Raw genomic sequence first — 19,915 nt, 5'->3', positions numbered from 1 at the left:
CCGCCACGTCATCGCGAGCGCAGCGCCGCGATCCAGCCCCGCCACCCCCCAGCATCAAAAACCAAGGCAGGCCAGAACAAACAAGCCGTTCTTTCTTGAAAGAAAGCACCAAAGAACTTTTGAACCCCACAACCCAACCGCGACCCGCCCATCCACAACCCAAAACTGAAATCACTTAACAAACCGTCTCAAAACCGATTGCCGCGCCCCCCAACCATGGGCTACAGCAGCGGTAGAGCAACAATCGGTCGAGGCCCACGTGCGGAAAAACACCTTATCCCCCTCCGCGATAGCGGCATCACCACAACCGCCGAAACGCCGCACTCATCAGCCCGGCGACATCCACCGTGAGCACGGACCATCGGTATGACCAGCACCGTAACCCGCCGAATCTTATCCCTCATCTCTCCAGGCGCATTGGCCGGATATAAGAAAGCGCCTCTGAAAATGGGATACTATCGCAATATTAGTGCTGAATGCGCCGTTTTCGCATCTAGCCGCCGTTAATCCACAATCTAACCAAAAAGGCAAAGATTATGCACGTCGTTTACGACCTAGATCGGCCAGACCTAGGTGGAAATATCCGACACGGCGACACAGCGACTTGGTGCTCAGATCTATGGGATCTCCTGATCGAATTGTATGGAGTTCGCACGGCATTGGATGTGGGGTGCGGGGAGGGTCACGCTGTCGCATACCTGAACAAAAAGGGTATTTATGCCGTCGGAATTGACGGCCTAATAAAAAATATAGAACGATCTGTATTTCCAATTGTGCTCCACGATTTGCTTGCCGGGCCATTTATAATGCCGGTGGATTTAGTCTGGAGTTCAGAGGTTGCAGAGCATATACCGGAATCGCACGTTGACAATTATATCGATACACTCTGTAACGGAAAAGTCATCGCTATGACACATGCTGTGCCAGGGCAAGTCGGACACAACCACGTAAATTGCCAAACAAGCGATTACTGGATCGAAAAAATGGCTCTGCGAGGCTATACAATCTCGTCGGACCTGGAGATATTTCGAGAAGTATCAAAGAAGCGTGGCTTTGGATATTACTTTAATTTGTCGGGCTTGGTATTTCTAAAGAATTAACTAAAATGACGAGATATAAATATACTATTGTTGCTTGCGCTAGATGGGAGTCTAGCTTTATCGTTGAGTGGGTAAATTATTATAGAGCTATCGGATTTGATCATATATGTATTTACTGTAATGATGACGATCCCCGACAACTTTATGAGGTTCTATTACCATTTTTAAATTGTGAGAGCCCATTTGTCACGTTCCGATTTTATCCGGTACAAGGTGAACAGCTCCAAATGTACGCTCATTTTCTTAAAAATGACCGTGAAAATACAGAATGGATATCATTTTTTGATATCGATGAATACTTACGACTCCCCGAGAGTTCAAAAATCGACGACTACGTCGCCCAATTTGACGAAAATGTTGATTGTATTATGTTTAACTGGATATTTTTTGGTCCAAATGGACACAAGGAAAATCCGGGAAAAAGAATACTTTCAGATTATACAAAACGACAAAATAAAGTCCATCCATACACCAAGTTTATCGCCAAGGCTGATGTCCTCAGCGGTGCAGATCTTTATGATAGTGAAAAAGGTAATGGATTTTGGCATAACCCGCTACCGCATATCAACAATAAAATTCGGGCCGTTAACGTGTTGAATGAGGATATGTCTAACTATTACGATGGATTTGCCGATAAGGCCGACGCATTCGTAAATGAGCCTGAAAGAAAAAATAGGATCTTGTCGTCAGCAATTATTCACCACTATGCGTTTCGAACAGAGACAGCCTTCCAAGATCGCGTCAAAAGAGGATTGGGAGGAGCGTTCTCCGGACAACATATGTGGGGCGAGATAGCAAAAAACGCAAATTTTGATCAATTTGTTGCGGGTCTTAACGAAATCGAAGACCGTAGTCTCGAAAATTTCTGGAACCGTTACTTAGATTCTAAGAAAATACCAGGAATATACGTCGCGCAGGGCCGAAAAAATTTAAGTAAAAACCGAAAATGTAGCCAAAGTTCTACGAGTACGTGGTCAAAAAAATCTGAGATTGAGCTTGACGCTCGAGGTGCGGTTAATGGCGACATATCCGGAGGATATGGTTTTCACACAGACATCGAAGATGGTGCGTGGTGGCAAGTGGACCTTGGGGCTGTCGCAGGAATAGATGAAATCAAAATCTATAACCGAATGGACCAAGGAGGCGTTGCTGAGCGATCATCAAAAATTGCGATCGACATGGGTCTAAACGAGCAAAGCTTTGTTGAGGTATTTAGGCGGGAGCTAGATGAACCATTTGGTGGAGTCGATGGCAATCCATTGACCTTTAATCCAATGATTCCAATTCCTGCTCGTTTTGTCAGGATACGCCTCTTGGTCACAAATTACCTGCATTTAGACGAAGTGGAAGTGTTCGGCGAGCTGTTGAATTGCCTAAATAATGATGAAATAAACAGTAGAATTTCGTGAATAGCGAAAAGAGAGCACAGTAAAAATGAGAATCGCTTGCGTCAATATGCAGAGAGATGAAGAGCAATGTCTTGAGCCATGGATACGGTATCATGGATACTTGTTTGGGTTCGAAAATTTATTTATCATAGATCACGACTCAAGATCCCAAAAAATAGTAGAAGTATTAAAAAACTTCGAGGCCGCTGGCGGTAGCGTTACAAGACTAGGAGCGGAGGCGAATTATCAGCACAAGGGAACCTTTGTGGCTCAGGAGATTCATCGGATTGAGAAGAACGCGCGATATGATTTTGTGTTCCCGATCGACTGTGACGAATTCCTCTTTCTGCGTGATGCGGATGGGACGGCGATCTGTTCGAGAAACAAGATTTTTGAGTATCTTGAGCAGTTTAGAAATTTCCAAGGCAGACTTGAGATTAAGGAGAACTTATTACACATTCTTGGATACCCTGGTTACTTCTGGTCCCAGCCCTATCAAAAAGTTTTTTTTGCCGGTGGGCAGTGCTTGTCGCTCGATCACGGGTCACACGTCGGCAAGGCGCGCGGGGGCGATGACTCGATAGTAACCCGTTTTGCCTACGCTCATTTCCACTTCAAACCTTATGAAATTGACCGGGAACTAAGCCGCGCGAAACTCCGTCCATGGCTCGATGTCGATGATCCGATTGCTGTCCGGGCATTTGATGGTCCCGGTGCTCATTTAAAAGACCATCTATTGGCGACGCCAGAACAATACTACGCGGGATTTAAGATTAATGAGGAAGCGATATTATTCTCAGAAATGACATCATTGTTTAACATGATAAATATTCCAGTAAATTTTACTGAAATGGATGCGAATGGAGTAGAGTACGTTGGGTCAAAGAATAATGAATTAACTGACGACATTACGCCGCGTAATTTTGCCCAAAGAGCCGTCCAATCAATGCCAAAACTTCACCGCATGGTAGCCATAACGGCAACTCAAAGCTCAAAATCCCAATGGTCAAATCGGCGCCATCCTAGCAACGACGCATTAGGTGCTCTCGACAACAAAGCGGATGGAACTTTCGGTATGCATACCGATATCGATGATAAACCGTGGTGGGTCGCCGATTTTGGGTCAACAAAGGGTATCAGCGAAATACGAATATTCAACCGGATCGACGACATCGGTATCGCCGCCCGTGCGGGGCGTTTAGCAATTGATCTAGCTATAAATCCGGATGAATGGCTCGAAGTCTACCGCCGCGAAACCGACGAACCCTTCGGCGGCATCGATGGCAACCCCCTCATCTTCAAACCCACCATCCCCATCCCGGGCCGCTTCGTCCGCATCCGCCTGCTCACCCGCAACTACCTGCACCTCGATCAGGTCGAAGTCTACGGCGAACCCTTGCCCAATTTCCCCCAACCCGCACCAACCCTCGCCACCGCCGAGCAGCCATAACCCTCATTCGAGCCGGTGCGTGGCCCCACCGTGCCGCGCGCCCACTATCCATCGTGCAGACGAACAAACCATAAACAAATCGCTTGCCCACCCCCCGCCCGCCGTGGTCTTCTCACCCCGTGACCGAGGATCAACCCCTACCCGAGCCCACGCCCATCCAACGCCTCGCGGCGATTCTCGATCTGCTGCTCGAATCCACCGCCCACGAATCCGTCCGCGCCCGCGTCGCCATCCCCCTCATGATCATGATGTGGGCGCGCGTCGACAGCCTGGCCCGCCGCTTCGTCAGCCTGTTCACCCGCAAGCAACCCCGCATCCCAACCCAGTACCCCAGCCTGCAAACCCCCAGGCCGCAAACCCGCCCCCGGCCACCCAAACCAACCCCGGTCCCGAAATTTTCCCGCCCGCTCGAACATTGTCCCCCCGGCGGCTACGGCTGGCTGATCGAAAACCTCCCCGGCCGGCGCACCGGCATCGCCATGGCGCGCGCCGAACTCGAACATCTCCTCACCGACCCCGCCATGCACCAACTCATCGCCGCAACACCCGCACTCGGCCGCATCCTCCGCCCGCTATGCTACGCCCTCGGCATCGAACGCCCCGAACAACTCGCCCGCCCCAAACCCGAAATCCCCCACAAACGCACCAAACCCAGGCGCCGGCCAGAACCCTACCCGCGCGGCCCCTACGCCGAAGGCGCGCTCCCGCGCCCCACCCCCTTCGGCCCCGAAAACCGCTTCTGGCCGCCCTGGCTCAAACCAACAAAAATGACCGCCTGACCCCAACACCGAATCACGCCCAAATCGTTACGATATCGCAACTAATCCGATGGCCGCCCGGCCCGATGATACGGATGCCCCGCCAGAATGCACTGCGCCCGATAAAGCTGCTCCGCCAGCAAAACCCGCGCCAGCATATGCGGCAAGGTCAGCCGCCCCAGCGACAACCGCGCCTCCGCCCGCGCCAACACCGCCCCATCCAACCCCTCAGCCCCGCCGATCACAAAAGCAACCGCCCGCCCGGAATCCCGCCACCCCGCAAACATCGTGGCCAACCCAACACTATCCGGCATCGCGCCACCCTGATCGAGGGCCACAACAAAATCCCCAGCCCCGATTTTCCCCAATATCAACGCCGATTCGCGCCGCTTGATCTCAGCAGCACTCCCCACGCCATCCGCCAGCGCCACCAACCCGAGCACCGGGTTCATCCGCTTCGCATAGCGCGCAAATAATTCGGCTTCCGGCCCGGAACTCTCCCGCCCGACCGCAATCACCCGCAGCCGGGACTCAGCCGCCCTCATCGATCACGGGTTCATCCAGGTCAGGGCCCCACATTTTTTCAAGCGCATACATCGCCCGCGCTTCCGCCTTGAACAGATGCACCACAATATCCCCGGCATCCACCAGCACCCAGTCCGAGCCCGAAGCCCCCTCGGTCTGCACCCGCTTCACCCCAAGCTCGGCAAGTTTTTCGATCAGATGCGTCGCCATCGCCGCAATCTGGCGATCCGCCAAACCCGTCGCAATCACCATCCGATCGGCAAAACTCGCCCGCCCCGCCAGGTCAAGCGCCACGATCTCCTCAGCCTTGTCGTCTTCCAGACTGGTCACGATCGCAAGCTGCATCCGCTCCAGCAGATCGGGCGATTTCTCGGCCGATTTCCGCACGCGCGGCTTCGGCCCGGCAATCACCGCCTTCTTGCGCGGCGATCCAGGCGCCTTCGGCACAATTTCAACCGGTGTAGGCGGCTTGCGCTTCGCCGCCGGCTTGCGCGGGGCGGCGGGGGACGTGGTCGTACGGGTCGGCGGGCGGGTTATGATCGGTCTCCTGATGAACGATTGCGCCGTAACGCACGCAATGCAGTGGCTGATAGCGGATTCTCACGCACTGGCAACCATGTCCACGCCGGCGGCCGCCGCAGCGCGAGCAACCGCGCACTCCCCCGAGCATGCCGCAGCCCATGCGCGGCCTTCCCCGCCAGCGCCGCCCGCGTCTCCCCGGGTCGCGGCAACACCGCAATCGGCACCGCCCGCACGATCGATCGCCACCGATCCCACCGTGGCAATTGCGCCAGATTATCCGCCCCCATCAACCAGACAAACCGCGCACAAGGAAACCGCCGCTTCAGTTCCGCCAGCGTATCCGCCGTATAGCGCGTCCCCAGCATCCCCTCGATCGACGTCGCCAAAACCCGTCGCCCATCCGCAATCGCCCGCGCCGAGTCCAGCCGCACCGCCATCGGCGCCATCCCGGCCTGCGGCTTCAACGGATTCCCCGGCGATACCAGCAACCAAACCTGATCCAGCCCCAGCGCCCGCATCGCCGCCCGCGCCACATGCAAATGCCCCGCATGCGCCGGGTTGAAACTCCCCCCCAGCAACCCGATCCGCAACCGCCGCCGATCGCCAAATCGTGGCAGAGGCTCAGCAATCAGGGCCGCACCTGGCCGGTCCCGATCACCTGATACCGAAAACTCGTCAATTGCGCCGGCCCCACCGGCCCGCGCGCATGAATCCGCCCGGTCGCAATGCCAATCTCCGCCCCGAACCCGAATTCCCCGCCATCGCAAAACTGCGTCGAGGCATTCCACAACCCCACCGCACTATCGATCCCCGCCAGAAACGCCTGCGCCACATCAGCATTTTCGGTAATGATCGCATCGGTATGCGACGATCCATGACGCGCGATATGCCCGAGCGCCGCCTCCAACCCATCCACCACCGCAACCGACAGCACCGCATCGAGCCACTCGGTATCGAAATCCGCCGCCGCCATCGCCACAATCGCCCGCGCCCGCGCATCGCCCCGGCATTCGCAGCCCAGCACCGCCAGATCCGCAACGATCACCGGCAGCAGCGCATCCGCAACCGCCGCATCGATCAGCAGCGTCTCGGTCGCACCGCACACCCCGGTCCGCCGCATCTTGGCATTGGCCAGCACTGCCCGTGCCATCGCGAAATCGGCTTCGGCATGAATATACGTATGATTAAGCCCCTCGGCATGCGCCAGCACCGGCACCTGCGCCTCGCGCTGCACACGCTCGACCAGCGATTTTCCACCGCGCGGAATGATCAGATCAATCACCCCCGTCGCCCGCAGCATCGCCGCAACAAACGCGCGGTCCACCGTCGGCGCAATCTGCACACACGCCCCCGGCAGCCCGGCCGCCTGCAACCCCGCGCTGATCGCCTGATTGATCGCCCGTGCCGAATGCTGGCTGTCCGATCCGCCGCGCAAAATCACCGCATTGCCCGATTTCACACAGATCGCGGCGGCATCGGCCCCCACGTTCGGCCGGCTCTCGTAAATCATCCCGATCACCCCGATCGGCTGCGCCACCCGCCGGATCACCAGCCCGTTCGGCCGCGTCCATTCCGCCAGAACCCCGGCCAGCGGATCGGGCAGATCCGCCACAATCTCCAACCCCGCCGCCATCGCCTCGATTCGCTCCGGCGTCAGGAGCAACCGGTCACGGAACGCCGCCGTGCCGGTATGTGCCGCCACATCCCGCGCATTCGCCGCCAGAATAGCCGCACCAAGTTGCCGCAACGCCGCCGCCCCCGCCCGCAACGCCGCATCGCGCTGCGCCGCCGGCGCCATCGCCAGCACCCGCCCCGCCGCACGCGCGGCAACGCCCTCGGTCTGCAACCATTGGTCGATGGGATCGATCGGCATGTCCATCACCAAGATTTGCGCCGACCATCGGCGCAAATCAACCGCCACCACACTGTGTCCCGCCAGCACCTTCCGGCGCGGCGGCGGACCGGCTATCCCAGTTCCATCGTGAACCGAGCGTCAGGAGTCCCGTGTCCTCAACCACCATCTCTGCCAAGCCGGTGACCACCACGCTACGCCCGATCGAGGCGGGCGATGCCGCGCGGTTTCACCTCCTGATCAACGATTGGGAAATCTGCCGCCTCCTGCCCGAAGCACCGTTTCCCTACCCGGCGCCCCTCGCGCGCGACTGGATCGACGCCGCCATGGCCGACCGCGCCGCCGGCCGCGCCTACCAGTTCGCCATCACCGATGCGCCAGGCACCGATGGCACCCAGGCCATGATCGGCTGCGCCGGCCTGCGGCTCGACAAATCAGGCGAGAACGCCGCCCTCGGCTACTGGGTCGCCCGGCGCGCCTGGGGCAGGGGGCATGGCCGGCAGGCGGTGCTGCATCTGCTTCGCTGGGGCTTCGCCGAGCTTGGCATGCACCGCGTGATCGCGACCGTGGCCGATGACAACGCCGCCTCGCTCGCCGTGCTCCGCCGCGCCGGCTTCACCGAAACCGGCACCGGTCATGAAAAATTCATCAGCCGCCCCGGCATCCGCCAGGCGGTGCGCCATTTCGCGATCACCCGCGAAGATATCGCCTTCCGCGACGCCGCACCCAAGCCCGCCGCGCCGGCCAACGATACAAAGCCCCTCCTGCTGGTCGCCGCGTGTGCTCTGATCGACAAGAGCGGCAAAATCCTGCTCGCCCGCCGCCCCGCCGGCAAAAAACTCGCCGGCCTCTGGGAGTTTCCCGGCGGCAAACTCGCGCCGGGCGAAACGCCCGAAGCCGCCCTGGTCCGCGAACTCGATGAAGAACTCGGCATCACCGTCCGCACGGCGGATGTCGCCCCCTTCGCCTTCGCCTCGCACGGCTACGAAGGGTTCCATCTGATGATGCCGCTCTATCTCTGCCGCCGCTGGCAGGGCACACCGCAATCGCGCGAGGGCCAGGCCCTCGCCTGGGTCGATCCGACCCAACTCGAAGAATACCCGATGCCGCCGGCCGACCGGCCGCTGATCCCGCTCCTGCGCGATTTTCTCTGAGGATATCATGACCGCCAATAAAACCGCCGCCATCCTGATCATCGGCAACGAAATCCTCTCCGGCCGGACCCAGGACATCAACGTCAAATTCATCGCCACCCGCCTCGCCGCGATCGGCCACAAGCTCGAGGAGGTGCGCGTCGTGCCGGATATCCCCCAACGCATCATCCGCGCCGTCAACGAACTGCGCGCCGCCTACGACAATCTGTTCACCACCGGCGGCATCGGGCCGACGCATGACGATATCACCTCCGAATGCATCGCCGCCGCCTTCGACGTGCCCTGGGAAAAACACCAGCCGACCTGGGATGCGATGGAGAAGCACCTCGGCGCCGAGAATTTCAACGAGGCCCGCCAGCGCATGGCCACTCTGCCGCGCGGCGCCGTTCCCATCCCGACCGCAATGACCATCGCGCCCGGATTCTCGATCGGCAATGTCCATGTCATGGCCGGCGTGCCGCGCATCATGCAATCGATGTTCACCGGCCTCGAACCCAGCCTCGGCCAGGGTACGCCGATCGCGATGCGCGCCGTCCATGGCATCGGCGTCAAGGAAGGCAGCATCGCCGCCGGGCTCAGCGCCATCCAGAACCGCTATCCCATGCTCGATCTCGGCAGCTACCCGTTCTACCGCGAAACCGGCGGCGGCGTGGCAATCGTCGCGAAGGGCACCGATGAGACAGCGCTGGATGCCGCGATCACCGAAGCCGAAAGCCTGATCGCATCGCAGGATATCACGGCGATCAAAGGAGAGCCGCCGGTTTAGCCAAGCCGGCGTCCCGCCCAAACCAGCCGATCAGCCGTGCCGCTTGCCGATCACTTCGATGAAGAACGTAATGATCAGCACCGCCAGCACCACGATCGAAACGGTCCAGCGCATCGCCAGGTAATTCGAAGCCACAAGGTCGCGGCCGCGCCCGATCGTCTCGCCGATGATGGTGGCAAAAAATCCGGCGATCAGCACCGCGATCGCCGCGCGCGGGGCGGCCGCCAGTGTCAGAATCAGCAGCGCGGCCCAGGCGATCAGGGCAGGCGCGATGCCGAAGCTCAGGCGCTGGTGATTGAGCCGCGGGTCGATCACCACCCCGCCCGGCTCGAGCGCGAACCCCCAATGCACCGCGCCCAGAAAACTGAGGATGCAGGCGCCATAATCGATCATCACCACCGTCGCCGCTGGCGCGTTGGTCGGCTGGGTAATGATCACGGCAAGACAGGCCAGAAACGGCACGGCGCCGGCAGCGGTGAGCAGGACGGCGGTGGTAAAGGGCGATCGGTTCATGCCCGCTTATGTCATGAAATCGAGGCCAATATCCAGCACCCGCGCACTATGGGTCAGCCAGCCCGCGGAAATCAGATCGACACCGGTTTCGGCGATGGCCGGCGCAGTGTCGGGCGTGATGCGGCCCGAAGCCTCGGTGATCGCACGGGCTTTGGCGAGCCCGACGGCGATGCGCAGATCATCGAGGCTCATATTGTCGAGCAACACGGCGTCGGCCCCGGCATCGAGCGCCTCGCGCAACTGATCGAGCGTATCGACCTCACATTCGATCTTGACCAGATGCCCGGCGGCGCCCCGCGCGCGGCCGATGGCGATGCCGACGCCGCCGGCAATCGCGATGTGATTATCCTTGATCAGAATCGCATCATCGAGCCCGAACCGATGATTGGCGCCGCCGCCGCAGCGCACCGCGTATTTCTGCAGCGCCCGCATCGTCGGGATGGTCTTGCGCGTGCAGGTGATTTTCGCATGCGTATGCGCGATCGATCGGGCAATACCATGGGTCGCGGTGGCGACGCCTGACAATTGACCCAGAAAATTCAGCGCCACCCGCTCACCGGCCAGGATGGCCCGCGCCTTGCCTTCGAGCGTCGCAATCGTCTCGCCGGGTTGTACCTGACTGCCATCCGGCACCAAAATATCGAGCACCAGGGCAGGGTCGAGCAAGGCAAAGGCGATCGCCGCGCAATCAAGCCCCGCGATGGTGCCGGGTTCGCGTGCCACGAACGCGACGCTTGTGACCGCATCCGCGGGAATCACCGCATCGGCGGTGATATCCCCGGCACGGCCCAGATCTTCGATCAGGGCAGCGCGGACCAGTGGTTCGACCAGCAGTCGCGGCAACGGGCTCATGCGGCGCGTCCGACATGGATGCTGGTATCGATCAGCGTGGCAGCGCGGGAAAGAGCCTGCCGCATGGTGATGCTGGAGTGAAGTGCCTGGGCGGATGGCGCGGCATGATCGGTCCGGCAATGCGCGCCGCGGCTCTCGGTACGATCGATCGCGCAAACCGCGGTCATCAGGGCGATCAGCGCGGCATCGCTGCCGCCGGCGAGCGGCAGGAGCCGTGCAATCATGATGGCCAGCCCCGCATGATCACGCAGAACGCCGAGATGGCGGCTGACCAGATCACTGACCAGCGAAGTATCATCCGAACGTGGTTCAGCGGCGCGCGGCCAGATATGATCGGGCGCGGCCGTCACCATTGTCATGGCACGCCCGGCATCCTGACCGGTGACGAAGGCTTCCAGCAGCGAATTGCTCGCCAGGCGGTTGGCACCATGCAGCCCGGTGCAGGCGGCCTCACCGGCGGCGAACAACCGGCCGATGCTGGTCCGCCCGGCCGCATCCACCGCGATGCCGCCCATATGGTAATGCGCAACCGGGCGAACAGGAATCGGCTGCACCGCGGGATCGATGCCGGAGGCTTTGCAGGCTGCATCGATCGTCGGGAAGCGCGCGGCAAAATCCGAAATTCCGGTAGCATCGAGCAACACGCTATGATGGAGACCGAGATGGTGGAACACCGCGCGCGAAACCGCATCGCGCGGTGCGAGTTCGTCGGTGAAGCGGGCACCGGTTTCATCGATCAGCCGTGCGCCTTCACCCCGCACGGCCTCGGAGATCAGCGGCATCGGGGTCAATCCGGTATCCAGACCGGTGGGGTGAAATTGGATGAATTCCAGATCGCGCAGCACGGCGCCGGCGCGCGCTGCTCCTGCAAGTCCGCTGCCGTTTGCGCCGGCCGGGTTGCTACTGTGGCGATAGAGCGCGCCGATGCCACCGGTGGCGATCAGAACGGCATCGCTCGGCAAATAGCTCGGCGTATCGTCGCGGTCGATCCACAGCCCGGCAACCACGCCGTTCGGGGCATGCAGATCGCGCACGATGGTGCGCTCGATAACCCTAACATGCGATGCCGCACGCACCGCAGTGGCCAACGCCTGCGTGATCGCCAGCCCGGTGCGGTCGCGCACATGCACGATGCGGCGTCGCGTGTGTGCGGCCTCCAATCCGAGCCCCTCATCGAACGCAACCCCAAGCCGACGCAGCGCCTCGATCACGGCGGGACCCTGCGCGATGATACGGCTCACGGCGTCCGGGTCGCACAGACCATCGCCGGCCGCGATCGTATCGGCACTGTGCAGGGCAGGGGAGTCGTCAGCCCCGATCGCGGCGGCGATGCCGCCCTGCGACCACAGGCTGGCGGCGCCGTGATCGAGCGTGCCGGATGTGATCAGCGTGACCGGTTCAGGCGCCATCGCAAGCGCGGCGGCCAGCCCGGCAATGCCTGCGCCAATGATGTGTTTCATGGGATGTCCAGCATCCGCTCGACCGAGACCCGCGCCCGGGCTGCCAATGCCGGGTCGATCACCACCTGCTCGCTCATGGTTTCAAGCGCATGGCGGATATTGCCGAGCGTGATCCGCTTCATATGCGGGCAGAGGTTACAGGGTTTGACGAATTGCGTGGCCGGATTGGCGGCGGCGATATTGTCGGCCATCGAGCATTCGGTAATCAATGCGACCCGCGCGGGCCGATACCGCGCGACGTAATCGGCCAGCGCGGCGGTCGAGCCGGCGAAATCCGAAGCGTTGACGACCTCTTCGGGACATTCCGGATGGGCCAGTACCGTCACGTCCGGAAACTGGGCGCGGACCTGAGCGATATCGTGCGCCGTGAAGCGCTCATGCACTTCGCAGGCGCCATCCCATGCGATGATCTTCACCTTGGTTTCGCGCGCCGTGTTCGCTGCCAGAAAGCGGTCCGGCAGCATGATCACGGTATCGGTGCCCGCCCGCGCCGCAGCGTGCTCCACGACCTTCCGCGCGTTGGCCGAGGTACAGCAGTAATCGACCTCGGCTTTGACCGCGGCCGAGGTATTCACATAGGCGATCAGCGGTATCCCAGGATGCTGCTCGCGCAGCTTGCGGACATCTGCTGCTGTGATGCTCTCGGCCAGAGAACAACCGGCGCGGCTGTCCGGAATGAGCACGGTTTTGGTGGGGTTCAGGATTTTTGCGGTCTCGGCCATGAAATGCACGCCGGCCACGACGATCACCGCAGCACTGGTCATCATCGCTTCACGCGCGAGCGCCAGGCTGTCACCCACGATATCGGCGACGCCGTGGTAAATCTCGGGGGTCTGGTAGTTATGAGCAAGAATGATCGCGTCGCGCTCGCGCTTGAGCGCGCGGATCGCGGAGATGTCTTCATGCATCAACACCCATTCGCCAGGCGGCACATGCTGCGCCAGCTTGGCATAAACGGGGTCGGCGAGGGCGTCCATCATGATGGTCACTGGATGATCCTTATACTCGAATTGAGTATATTTATGGCCGAAATTGCACGATCTGGATCGTGCTATACCCCAATAATATTAAAGCTGAGTATATTCAGGTCAAGGCCGCGCGAGCGGCAGCCTGGTTCCGGCCTAGGCGCGCTCGGCGCGGATCGCAGCGCTGAACCGATATAGTTTGGCGGGGCGGCCCGGGCCGGTTGCCAATGTTCCGGTCTCTTCCAGGAGGGTCTGGCCTTCGATCAGGCGGCGGAAATTACCCTTATGCAGCGTATGCCCTGCCAAAGCCTCGATGCAGCGTTGCAGATCGAGCAGGGTGAACTGATCGGGCAGCAGTTCGAATACCACCGGCCGATATTTGATCGTAGCGCGCAACCGGCTGATCGCGGTCGCCAGAATCCGGCGATGATCGGCGGTCATCGCGATCCCTGGTGCGAAATCGCCATGCACCGGCCGGCCGTCCCGCGCCGCTTCGCGCACCAGCCCGGCCTCGTAGAGCAATTCATAGCGCGATAGGGCCAGATCTTCGTTCCACGGTGCGCCGTCGAGCGCGAAGCAGCGCGCGGCGCGGGACTGCCGGTCGGCCGCATCGTCTACCCAGCGTGTCAGGCCGGGCTTGATGGTGGACTCAACCAAAATGGCCGGCGCGCGGCGATCCTCCCACGGGAAATACCGATACCAATCCTGCCAGGATACCTGCCCGCCGAGTTTCGTGCGGGTTTCGCGGGTCAGGCCCAGATACGAGATGGAAATACTCCGCCCGGCCCGGCTGCGATCGGGGTCGGCGAACGTGTAGAGTTGCTCGATATGGCCCAGCGTATGGCCGGTCTGGCGTTCGACCCAGTTGCGCAACCCCGCCTGGAGCGAGCGGTGGCCGGATTCCAGCGGGCCGGCGGGCAGGGCGGTGCCATCGCTCAGCGTCAGAACCCTTGGTGCGCCGTCGGAGACGGCAACGATAACGGCGATCAGTTCGGCATGGATCGGCTGCGCACCACTCAAGGCTTCATGATCCGGTAGGCGAGTTGGGCGGTCAGGCTGCGGGGGGCGAAGCGCGTGCCGAATGCCATGGCGTTGTTCACAGCACCGCTGATCACGGTCGCGCGGCCCTTGGCCAGAGCATCGAGCCCGATGCGGGCGACATCTGCGCTGCTCATGGCGTTCCGCTCGATCAGGGGCGATTTGGTCTGGGCGGCGACCTCGAAAAACTCCGTCCTGGTGGTGCCGGGGCAGAGCACCGTGGTCGTCACGCCGCTGGGGGCGAGTTCCACATTGAGCGCGCCGCCGAACGACAGGACATACGCTTTGGTCGCGGCATAGACGGCATAGAGCGGCACCGGCTGGAACCCGGCGGTCGAGGCGACCAGCATGATCCGCCCCCAGCCACGCGCGGCCATGGCAGGTGCGAACAAGCGGGTCAGATGGGTCAGCGATGTGATGTTGACCGCGATCATCCGCTCGATCTTGTCGTACTCGGTTTCGGTGAAACGGCCGAACGCGCCGAGCCCGGCGTTGTTGATCAGGATATCGGTTTCAGGAAACCGTGCGGCAAGCGCGCTGCTCGCTTGCGGATCGGCCAGATCAGCCGGCGCGGTCTCCACATCGACGCCGAACAGCCGGCATTCTGCCGCAAGTGTGTCCAGGCGGTCGGCGCGGCGGGCGACCAGCACCAGATCGGCGCCGCGCTGGGCGAGTTGACGGGCGATATCGGCGCCGATCCCGCTGGAAGCGCCGGTAACGAGGGCACGGCGGCCGCGAAACTGCTCGGTCATTGATCGTTCTCCGTGAAGCCGTCATGATGGCAGGCCGGCACGATCCGTGCAATTTTACAGCACGATCCGCGCAATTCGACGACGCGGGCCGGGCCGATCGACGATGAAAAAGGAAATGCGATGAAAAAATTGATGTGTGCGGGTTTGACGATGGCGGCCCTCACGATGGTCGGCCTGCCGGCCGCACGAGCCGCAACCTCGGAAACCGCACTGGCTACGACCGACATGAAACAAATGCTCGGCGCCATCGCCCATCCCGACTACAGCGCCTTCGTGGCACCGGCGTCCGATGGATTCAAAGCCAGTGTAGATTCCAAGAAGTTCGAAGCCCAGGCGCAGATCATCGACTCCAAGATCCCGCTGGCGCAACCCTACAGCGTCAAATTCATCACGACCCAGAAAGTCGGCCAGTTCATCAACTATATTTTCGAAGTGACCCTGCACAACGGCGATCAGGTGCTGACCAGCCTCAATCTCGACGCCGGTAAGGTCGCCGGTTTTCACCTGCTCTGACCGTTCGAAGCTGCGGCGGCCTATCGGCCGCCCGGCACCCACAGAATATCACCCTTGCCGCCGTCATTGAGCAGGCGGGCCAGGATGAACATGACGTCCGATACGCGGTTCATGTACGGGATCAGAACCGGCGAGATCGCTTCGGCGGCGGCGAGTGCGACGAGGTCGCGTTCCGCGCGCCGGGCAATCGTGCGGACCAGATGCGCGCGGGCGGCCGCTTCGGTGCCGCCGGGTAGCACGAAGCTGCGCAGCGGCTCGATCGTCTCATTGAGTGTTTTCGCGGCATCCTCCAGCTTGATCAGATAATCTTCGCTGAGCGGCGGACCGCGGCGCGTGGGGCCGGGCGTCGCAAGATCGGCGCCGAGATCGAACAGATCGTTCTGGATTTGCGCCAGCAGATGATCGATGGCGGGACGATCGGCGCAGACCACGCGCAATGATCCGATGGCCGTGTTGGTTTCGTCCAGTGCGCCGAGCACCTGGATGCGTGGATGGTGTTTCGGCAGGCGTGAACCATCGGCGAGCGAGGTTTCGCCGCCATCGCCGCCACGGGTCACGATACGATCGAGTCGAAGCATGGTCCTTCAGTTCCTTCTGCGGCCCCTGGTCAAACGACCAGGATGCCCTGATGTTTTGCCTTGTGATCGGGTTCGACATGAATGGTGATGATGACGCCGGGCATCTCATCCTTCAGTGCCGCTTCGATCCGATCGCATATGGTGTGGGATTCCGCGACGGACATGGCTCCCGGCACGACAAGATGAAATTCAAGAAAGCTGGAGCGACCGGCCTGGCGCATCCGCATGTCGTGCGCCTCGATCGCGCCGACCGCATGGGTGCCGACCAGGCTACGGATGCGCGCCACGATATCCGGCGGCGGCGCGCGGTCGAGCAGCAGGCTGAGCGAGCGCATGATGGTGCGCCCGCCGATCACCGCGATCTGGATGGCGATGGCAATCGCGATCAGCGGATCGAGAATCGGCAGGCGCGCCAGCACGGCGAGCGTCAGGCCGGCGATAATGCCGACCGTGGTGATCGCATCGGCCACCAGATGCGCCTGATCCGCAGCGAGGGCCGGGAAGCGTTTTGTCGCGCCAGAACGGCTGAGTACCAGCGCCCACAGCGCGTTGATCACCCCGCCGCTGGCATTGAGCGCGAGCCCAAGCCACGGGCTCGCCGGCAGATGCGGTGCCATGATGGTCTTGACCGCGGTCTCGAGGATCAGCACCGCGGCAAACACGATCAGCCCACCCTCGGCCACGGCGCTGAGCAGCTCGGCCTTGGCGTGGCCATAAGGATGCTCGAAATCGGCCGGTTTGGCGGCGGTTTGCAGCGCAAAGATCACCATCAGCGCGGCGAACACGTTCACCAGGGATTCCAGCGCATCGGAATACAGCGCCGCCGATCCGCTGACCTGCCAGGCAGCGGCTTTGACGGCCAGGGCCAGGATGCCGATCATCAGGCTGCCGGCGGCGAAACGTAACGGTGCGGTCATCCTCTGTCGCGTGTCCTCGTGTTGCGCGCCACTGCATACCCCAGAGCGGCGGGTGAATGCACGCCAGATTGCAGGGGAATCAGCCCTCGCGCCCTTTAGGACGTGGCCGGTCCGGCGCAGCGCGGTTGGTCTCTCCGATCAGCGGCAGCCAGACATGGCAGGTGGTCCCTTCGCCCTCGACACTTTCGATGGTCAGGCGGCCGCGGTGACGTGACACCACATGCTTGACGATCGCAAGGCCAAGCCCGGTTCCGCCGATCGCGCGCGAGCGCCCTTTGTCCGCCCGGTAGAAACGCTCGGTCAGGCGCGGCAGGTGCTCGCGCGCGATGCCTGGACCGTCATCGGCGACGCTGATCAGAATGCCGGGTGCCGCGTATTGCGGCGTCGGCGTCACAACCGTGGTCAAGGTCACCGCGCCGCCACCCTTGCCGTGCTTGAGGGCGCTGTATTTCACGGCATTGTCGATCAGGTTGCCGAACACCTGGGTCAACTGCCCGGCATCGCCGCGAATGCTGGGCATTTCATCCATCAGATCGAGTTTTATGCTGGTGCGGCCATCCCGCAGGATCGGCTCCATGAACGCCGCGACCTGGCGCAGCAGCGGCACGATATCGACCATCTCGGCCGGGGGCTGATGTTCGGTCATCTCGATGCGCGACAGGCTGAGCAGATCCGCGATGATCCGTTGCATCCGTGCCGCCTGCTCGCCCATGATCGTGAGAAAGCGCGGCAGCGCCTCAGCATCGCCCAGCGCGGGTCCCTGCAATGTTTCGATAAATCCGATCAGGCTGGTCAGCGGCGTGCGCAACTCGTGGCTCGCGTTAGCTACGAAATCGGCGCGCATCCGCTCCAGGCCGCGCTCACGGGTACGGTCGGTCAAAAGCAAATACAGCGGTGCCGATCGATCGCTCGAATCGGTGCGGATCACGGTTGCATCGAGATCGCGCGGAATCGGTGCTGCAAGGCTGACCGTGGTGCGAATCGGCTCGTTGGTTCCCTCGGCGGCCTGTAATGCGGTGCGCAGGGCAGGGTGGCGCAGCAGCGCCGATTCCTCGGTGCCATAGGCATTGGCCGCTGCGGGATTGCGCCACACCACGCGGCGCATGCCGGGCGGCCCCTCGAACTGGAACAGCGCATCCGGCAGACGTTCGAGCAGCGACTGGCTGGTGCTGGCGTCAGTTGCGATCGTTTGGCGCGAGCGGCGTTCGGCATCGATCGTCTGGCGTGCCCGCTCGGCGAGCTGGGCAAGTCCGGGCGTGACGAGGTGGAAATCGCCCCCCGATTCGCCGGCCAGGCTGGCACCGAATCGGCGCAGGTCGCGCGCCAAAATCGCGCCGGCACCGATCGACCAGACCATGCAGCCGAACAGGCAGAGCAACCCCTCCCAGGGTCGCAGCGTTCCGGTCGCGATCACGATGATCAAAGCGATAAACGGCGGAAAGCCGAGCCAGGCGGCAATCGTCGCGATCGGGCGGTTCACTGATATTGCCGGGGGATCAGCTGGTTGGTGGCGCGACGGCGGCGGGCGGCGGCGGCAGGTCGGATGGTGCCGGTGAGACGATTTGCGGACCGCCCGGCTCCACCTTGAACACCGCGAGCCCACGCTGGACATGACCGTCCGCGTCGAGGCGGAAGACGCCGTCGGTCCCTGAAAAGCCGGTCGGGTTGGTCAGAGTCTCGGCCGTGAAGCCCCCTTCGCGCGCGGCCAGAACCGCGATGGCGCCAGCATCGAATGCGACATTATCAACGCTCGAGGGCGGCGGATTGCCATAAACCGACTGGAATTTCTGTTGGAATCCGACGCCCAGCGAAGGGTCGCGCGCCGCGTACAGCGCGCCGCGGAGCGAATCATGGCTGGCCATCGCCGTTGCATCGCGCGCCCAGAGTGCCGGGCCGAGCAATTGGATTTGCGGCGGGGCAGCCTCGTAATAGGGCAGCAGCGTGCCGATTTCCGCCAACTGCTCACCCGTCGCGCCGACCAGCAGCGCATCGAACGGCGGCGGCGGAATCGGCTGGCGCTCCAGCTTGGCGGCGGCGATGCGCCCGGCTTCGTTGTCCTCGGCGCGCGCGGCGCGGATACGCGCCTCGATTCCCGCGCCGCGGCTGTCGAAGTCGGAAACGCTGCGCACCGTCTGGGTCAGGCTGGAAAACGATGACCCGAAATAGCTGATCTGCGGCGATGGTTCCCCAAGCTGTTGCGCCTGCGCCTGCAAGGCGCTGCCCATCAGCCGACCATAAGCGTTTTCCGGCAGGATCGCGGCCGTGCGGGTACGTCCGTGATCGGCGGCGTAGGATACAACCCGGCGAACCTGCTGCCCCGGTGAAACACCGAGCGGCCAGACGCCGGGGGCCGCGACCGTTTCGTCATTGGTGAACGCCAGCACGTTAACGTTGGCGGCATGGGCGATCGGTGCAACGGCCTGGGTATCGTTTTTGGTCAGCGGCCCGAGAATCAATCCATCGCCGGCCGCGATTGCAGCCTGTGCGGCGGCGGCGGCCCCCTGCGGCGTGCCGCCGGTGTCGCGCACATCGAGCGCCGGCGCACCCGGTGCCGTGAAAGCAAGCTTGACCGATTGTTCGATCGACTGGCCGATCGCGGCCAGCGGCCCCGACAACGGCACCAGCAACGCGACAGGGCCGGACGTCCGCCCGCTGTCAGGTGCGGCCGGCGGCGGCGCAATGCCCGTTGCAGGGGTGACGCCGGGCAGGGTGGGGGCGGGTTCGGTACAGGATGACAGAAGCAGAGATGTCGCGGCTACTGTTGCCAGGGTGAGCCTCAGAGGCGTTAATGCGCGGTGTGACATCTGAAGCT

The 19,915-nt window shown here is 61.9% G+C and carries 21 protein-coding genes; 7 read left to right on the top strand and 14 right to left on the bottom strand.

Annotated features, from left to right (window positions below):
* Positions 1–536 precede the first annotated feature (536 nt).
* From BW994_RS20545 to BW994_RS11765, 4 genes are all read left to right on the top strand, one after another.
* Positions 537–1,100: an SAM-dependent methyltransferase gene (locus tag BW994_RS20545; RefSeq protein WP_139334094.1), complete on the top strand. Its 564-nt coding sequence runs from the start codon at positions 537–539 to the stop codon at positions 1,098–1,100.
* 5 nt (positions 1,101–1,105) lie between these two features.
* Positions 1,106–2,509, top strand: a complete 1,404-nt coding sequence (locus tag BW994_RS11775) for a glycosyltransferase family 2 protein (RefSeq protein WP_076454597.1) — start codon at positions 1,106–1,108, stop codon at positions 2,507–2,509.
* 25 nt (positions 2,510–2,534) lie between these two features.
* Positions 2,535–3,938 (top strand): glycosyltransferase family 2 protein, encoded by a 1,404-nt coding sequence (locus BW994_RS11770; RefSeq protein WP_076454595.1) that lies wholly within the window; start codon positions 2,535–2,537, stop codon positions 3,936–3,938.
* Positions 3,939–4,057: 119 nt separating this feature from the next.
* Positions 4,058–4,717, top strand: a complete 660-nt coding sequence (locus BW994_RS11765; RefSeq protein WP_029311877.1) for a hypothetical protein — start codon at positions 4,058–4,060, stop codon at positions 4,715–4,717.
* A gap of 41 nt (positions 4,718–4,758) precedes the next feature.
* Here BW994_RS11765 and BW994_RS11760 read toward each other — a convergent pair whose 3' ends face one another.
* The 4 genes from BW994_RS11760 to BW994_RS11745 form a co-directional block, all read right to left on the bottom strand.
* Entirely contained in the window at positions 4,759–5,241 is a 483-nt protein-coding gene (locus tag BW994_RS11760) for a 23S rRNA (pseudouridine(1915)-N(3))-methyltransferase RlmH (RefSeq protein WP_245594117.1), read from the bottom strand.
* Positions 5,228–5,668: a ribosome silencing factor gene (rsfS, locus tag BW994_RS11755; RefSeq protein ID WP_029311875.1), complete on the bottom strand. Its 441-nt coding sequence runs from the start codon at positions 5,666–5,668 to the stop codon at positions 5,228–5,230. The genes BW994_RS11760 and rsfS overlap by 14 nt, the downstream gene beginning before the upstream one ends.
* An 86-nt stretch (positions 5,669–5,754) precedes the next feature.
* On the bottom strand, positions 5,755–6,372 hold the full coding sequence (locus BW994_RS11750; RefSeq protein ID WP_035228863.1) for a nicotinate-nucleotide adenylyltransferase: 618 nt from the start codon (positions 6,370–6,372) through the stop codon (positions 5,755–5,757).
* The gene (locus BW994_RS11745) at positions 6,372–7,616 is read right to left on the bottom strand and encodes a glutamate-5-semialdehyde dehydrogenase (RefSeq protein WP_245594115.1); all 1,245 of its coding nucleotides are present in this window, start codon (positions 7,614–7,616) and stop codon (positions 6,372–6,374) included. Before BW994_RS11745 ends, BW994_RS11750 begins: the two co-directional genes overlap by 1 nt.
* Positions 7,617–7,747: 131 nt before the next feature.
* On the opposite strand from BW994_RS11745, the gene mutT reads away from it, so the two are divergent.
* Entirely contained in the window at positions 7,748–8,749 is a 1,002-nt protein-coding gene (mutT, locus tag BW994_RS11740; RefSeq protein WP_051657333.1) for an 8-oxo-dGTP diphosphatase MutT, read from the top strand.
* Between the two features lie 7 nt (positions 8,750–8,756).
* On the top strand, positions 8,757–9,515 hold the full coding sequence (locus BW994_RS11735; protein ID WP_029311871.1) for a competence/damage-inducible protein A: 759 nt from the start codon (positions 8,757–8,759) through the stop codon (positions 9,513–9,515).
* A gap of 30 nt (positions 9,516–9,545) precedes the next feature.
* Here BW994_RS11735 and BW994_RS11730 read toward each other — a convergent pair whose 3' ends face one another.
* The 6 genes from BW994_RS11730 to BW994_RS11705 all read right to left on the bottom strand — a co-directional run bounded on the left by BW994_RS11730 (position 9,546) and on the right by BW994_RS11705 (position 15,095).
* Positions 9,546–10,028, bottom strand: coding sequence for a DUF3429 domain-containing protein (locus BW994_RS11730; RefSeq protein ID WP_029311870.1), 483 nt, complete (start codon positions 10,026–10,028; stop codon positions 9,546–9,548).
* 6 nt (positions 10,029–10,034) lie between these two features.
* A complete protein-coding gene (gene nadC / locus BW994_RS11725; protein WP_029311869.1) occupies positions 10,035–10,880 on the bottom strand; it encodes a carboxylating nicotinate-nucleotide diphosphorylase in 846 nt (281 codons plus the stop codon).
* On the bottom strand, positions 10,877–12,340 hold the full coding sequence (locus BW994_RS11720; protein WP_051657332.1) for an L-aspartate oxidase: 1,464 nt from the start codon (positions 12,338–12,340) through the stop codon (positions 10,877–10,879). Before BW994_RS11720 ends, nadC begins: the two co-directional genes overlap by 4 nt.
* Complete coding sequence (gene nadA, locus BW994_RS11715; protein ID WP_342667836.1) at positions 12,337–13,320, bottom strand: quinolinate synthase NadA; 984 nt, start codon at positions 13,318–13,320, stop codon at positions 12,337–12,339. Before nadA ends, BW994_RS11720 begins: the two co-directional genes overlap by 4 nt.
* A 141-nt stretch (positions 13,321–13,461) precedes the next feature.
* A complete protein-coding gene (locus tag BW994_RS11710; protein ID WP_029311866.1) occupies positions 13,462–14,325 on the bottom strand; it encodes an NUDIX hydrolase in 864 nt (287 codons plus the stop codon).
* On the bottom strand, positions 14,322–15,095 hold the full coding sequence (locus BW994_RS11705) for an SDR family NAD(P)-dependent oxidoreductase (protein ID WP_029311865.1): 774 nt from the start codon (positions 15,093–15,095) through the stop codon (positions 14,322–14,324). Before BW994_RS11705 ends, BW994_RS11710 begins: the two co-directional genes overlap by 4 nt.
* Before the next feature lie 120 nt (positions 15,096–15,215).
* Between BW994_RS11705 and BW994_RS11700 the strand changes: the two genes are divergently transcribed.
* Positions 15,216–15,608 carry a hypothetical protein gene (locus tag BW994_RS11700; protein WP_029311864.1) on the top strand — a complete coding sequence of 131 codons (393 nt, stop codon included), beginning with the start codon at positions 15,216–15,218 and terminating at the stop codon, positions 15,606–15,608.
* A gap of 20 nt (positions 15,609–15,628) precedes the next feature.
* Here the strand turns inward: BW994_RS11700 and BW994_RS11695 are convergent, their stop codons facing one another.
* The 4 genes from BW994_RS11695 to BW994_RS11680 all read right to left on the bottom strand — a co-directional run bounded on the left by BW994_RS11695 (position 15,629) and on the right by BW994_RS11680 (position 19,907).
* Positions 15,629–16,186 (bottom strand): cob(I)yrinic acid a,c-diamide adenosyltransferase, encoded by a 558-nt coding sequence (locus tag BW994_RS11695; RefSeq protein WP_029311863.1) that lies wholly within the window; start codon positions 16,184–16,186, stop codon positions 15,629–15,631.
* 29 nt (positions 16,187–16,215) lie between these two features.
* Positions 16,216–17,103, bottom strand: coding sequence for a cation diffusion facilitator family transporter (locus BW994_RS11690; protein WP_029311862.1), 888 nt, complete (start codon positions 17,101–17,103; stop codon positions 16,216–16,218).
* Between the two features lie 79 nt (positions 17,104–17,182).
* Positions 17,183–18,583: a sensor histidine kinase gene (locus BW994_RS11685; protein WP_076454593.1), complete on the bottom strand. Its 1,401-nt coding sequence runs from the start codon at positions 18,581–18,583 to the stop codon at positions 17,183–17,185.
* Between the two features lie 16 nt (positions 18,584–18,599).
* The gene (locus tag BW994_RS11680) at positions 18,600–19,907 is read right to left on the bottom strand and encodes a penicillin-binding protein activator (RefSeq protein ID WP_029311860.1); all 1,308 of its coding nucleotides are present in this window, start codon (positions 19,905–19,907) and stop codon (positions 18,600–18,602) included.
* Positions 19,908–19,915 lie beyond the last annotated feature (8 nt).

It is taken from the genome of Acidiphilium rubrum (assembly GCF_900156265.1).
Taxonomy (GTDB): Bacteria; Pseudomonadota; Alphaproteobacteria; order Acetobacterales; family Acetobacteraceae; genus Acidiphilium; species Acidiphilium rubrum.
This window is presented reverse-complemented; position numbering and strand designations above follow the sequence as displayed.

What these genes read in the sequence shown, in the direction of transcription:
- BW994_RS20545 (WP_139334094.1), top strand. Translation starts at nt 537, where the DNA reads ATGCACGTCGTTTACGACCTAGATCGGCCAGACCTAGGTGGAAATATC.
- BW994_RS11775 (WP_076454597.1), top strand. Translation starts at nt 1,106, where the DNA reads ATGACGAGATATAAATATACTATTGTTGCTTGCGCTAGATGGGAGTCT.
- BW994_RS11770 (WP_076454595.1), top strand. Translation starts at nt 2,535, where the DNA reads ATGAGAATCGCTTGCGTCAATATGCAGAGAGATGAAGAGCAATGTCTT.
- BW994_RS11760 (WP_245594117.1), bottom strand. Translation starts at nt 5,241, where the DNA reads ATGAGGGCGGCTGAGTCCCGGCTGCGGGTGATTGCGGTCGGGCGGGAG.
- BW994_RS11745 (WP_245594115.1), bottom strand. Translation starts at nt 7,616, where the DNA reads ATGCCGATCGATCCCATCGACCAATGGTTGCAGACCGAGGGCGTTGCC.
- BW994_RS11735 (WP_029311871.1), top strand. Translation starts at nt 8,757, where the DNA reads ATGACCGCCAATAAAACCGCCGCCATCCTGATCATCGGCAACGAAATC.
- BW994_RS11730 (WP_029311870.1), bottom strand. Translation starts at nt 10,028, where the DNA reads ATGAACCGATCGCCCTTTACCACCGCCGTCCTGCTCACCGCTGCCGGC.
- nadC (WP_029311869.1), bottom strand. Translation starts at nt 10,880, where the DNA reads ATGAGCCCGTTGCCGCGACTGCTGGTCGAACCACTGGTCCGCGCTGCC.
- BW994_RS11720 (WP_051657332.1), bottom strand. Translation starts at nt 12,340, where the DNA reads ATGAAACACATCATTGGCGCAGGCATTGCCGGGCTGGCCGCCGCGCTT.
- nadA (WP_342667836.1), bottom strand. Translation starts at nt 13,320, where the DNA reads ATGATGGACGCCCTCGCCGACCCCGTTTATGCCAAGCTGGCGCAGCAT.
- BW994_RS11705 (WP_029311865.1), bottom strand. Translation starts at nt 15,095, where the DNA reads ATGACCGAGCAGTTTCGCGGCCGCCGTGCCCTCGTTACCGGCGCTTCC.
- BW994_RS11700 (WP_029311864.1), top strand. Translation starts at nt 15,216, where the DNA reads ATGAAAAAATTGATGTGTGCGGGTTTGACGATGGCGGCCCTCACGATG.
- BW994_RS11695 (WP_029311863.1), bottom strand. Translation starts at nt 16,186, where the DNA reads ATGCTTCGACTCGATCGTATCGTGACCCGTGGCGGCGATGGCGGCGAA.
- BW994_RS11690 (WP_029311862.1), bottom strand. Translation starts at nt 17,103, where the DNA reads ATGACCGCACCGTTACGTTTCGCCGCCGGCAGCCTGATGATCGGCATC.
- BW994_RS11680 (WP_029311860.1), bottom strand. Translation starts at nt 19,907, where the DNA reads ATGTCACACCGCGCATTAACGCCTCTGAGGCTCACCCTGGCAACAGTA.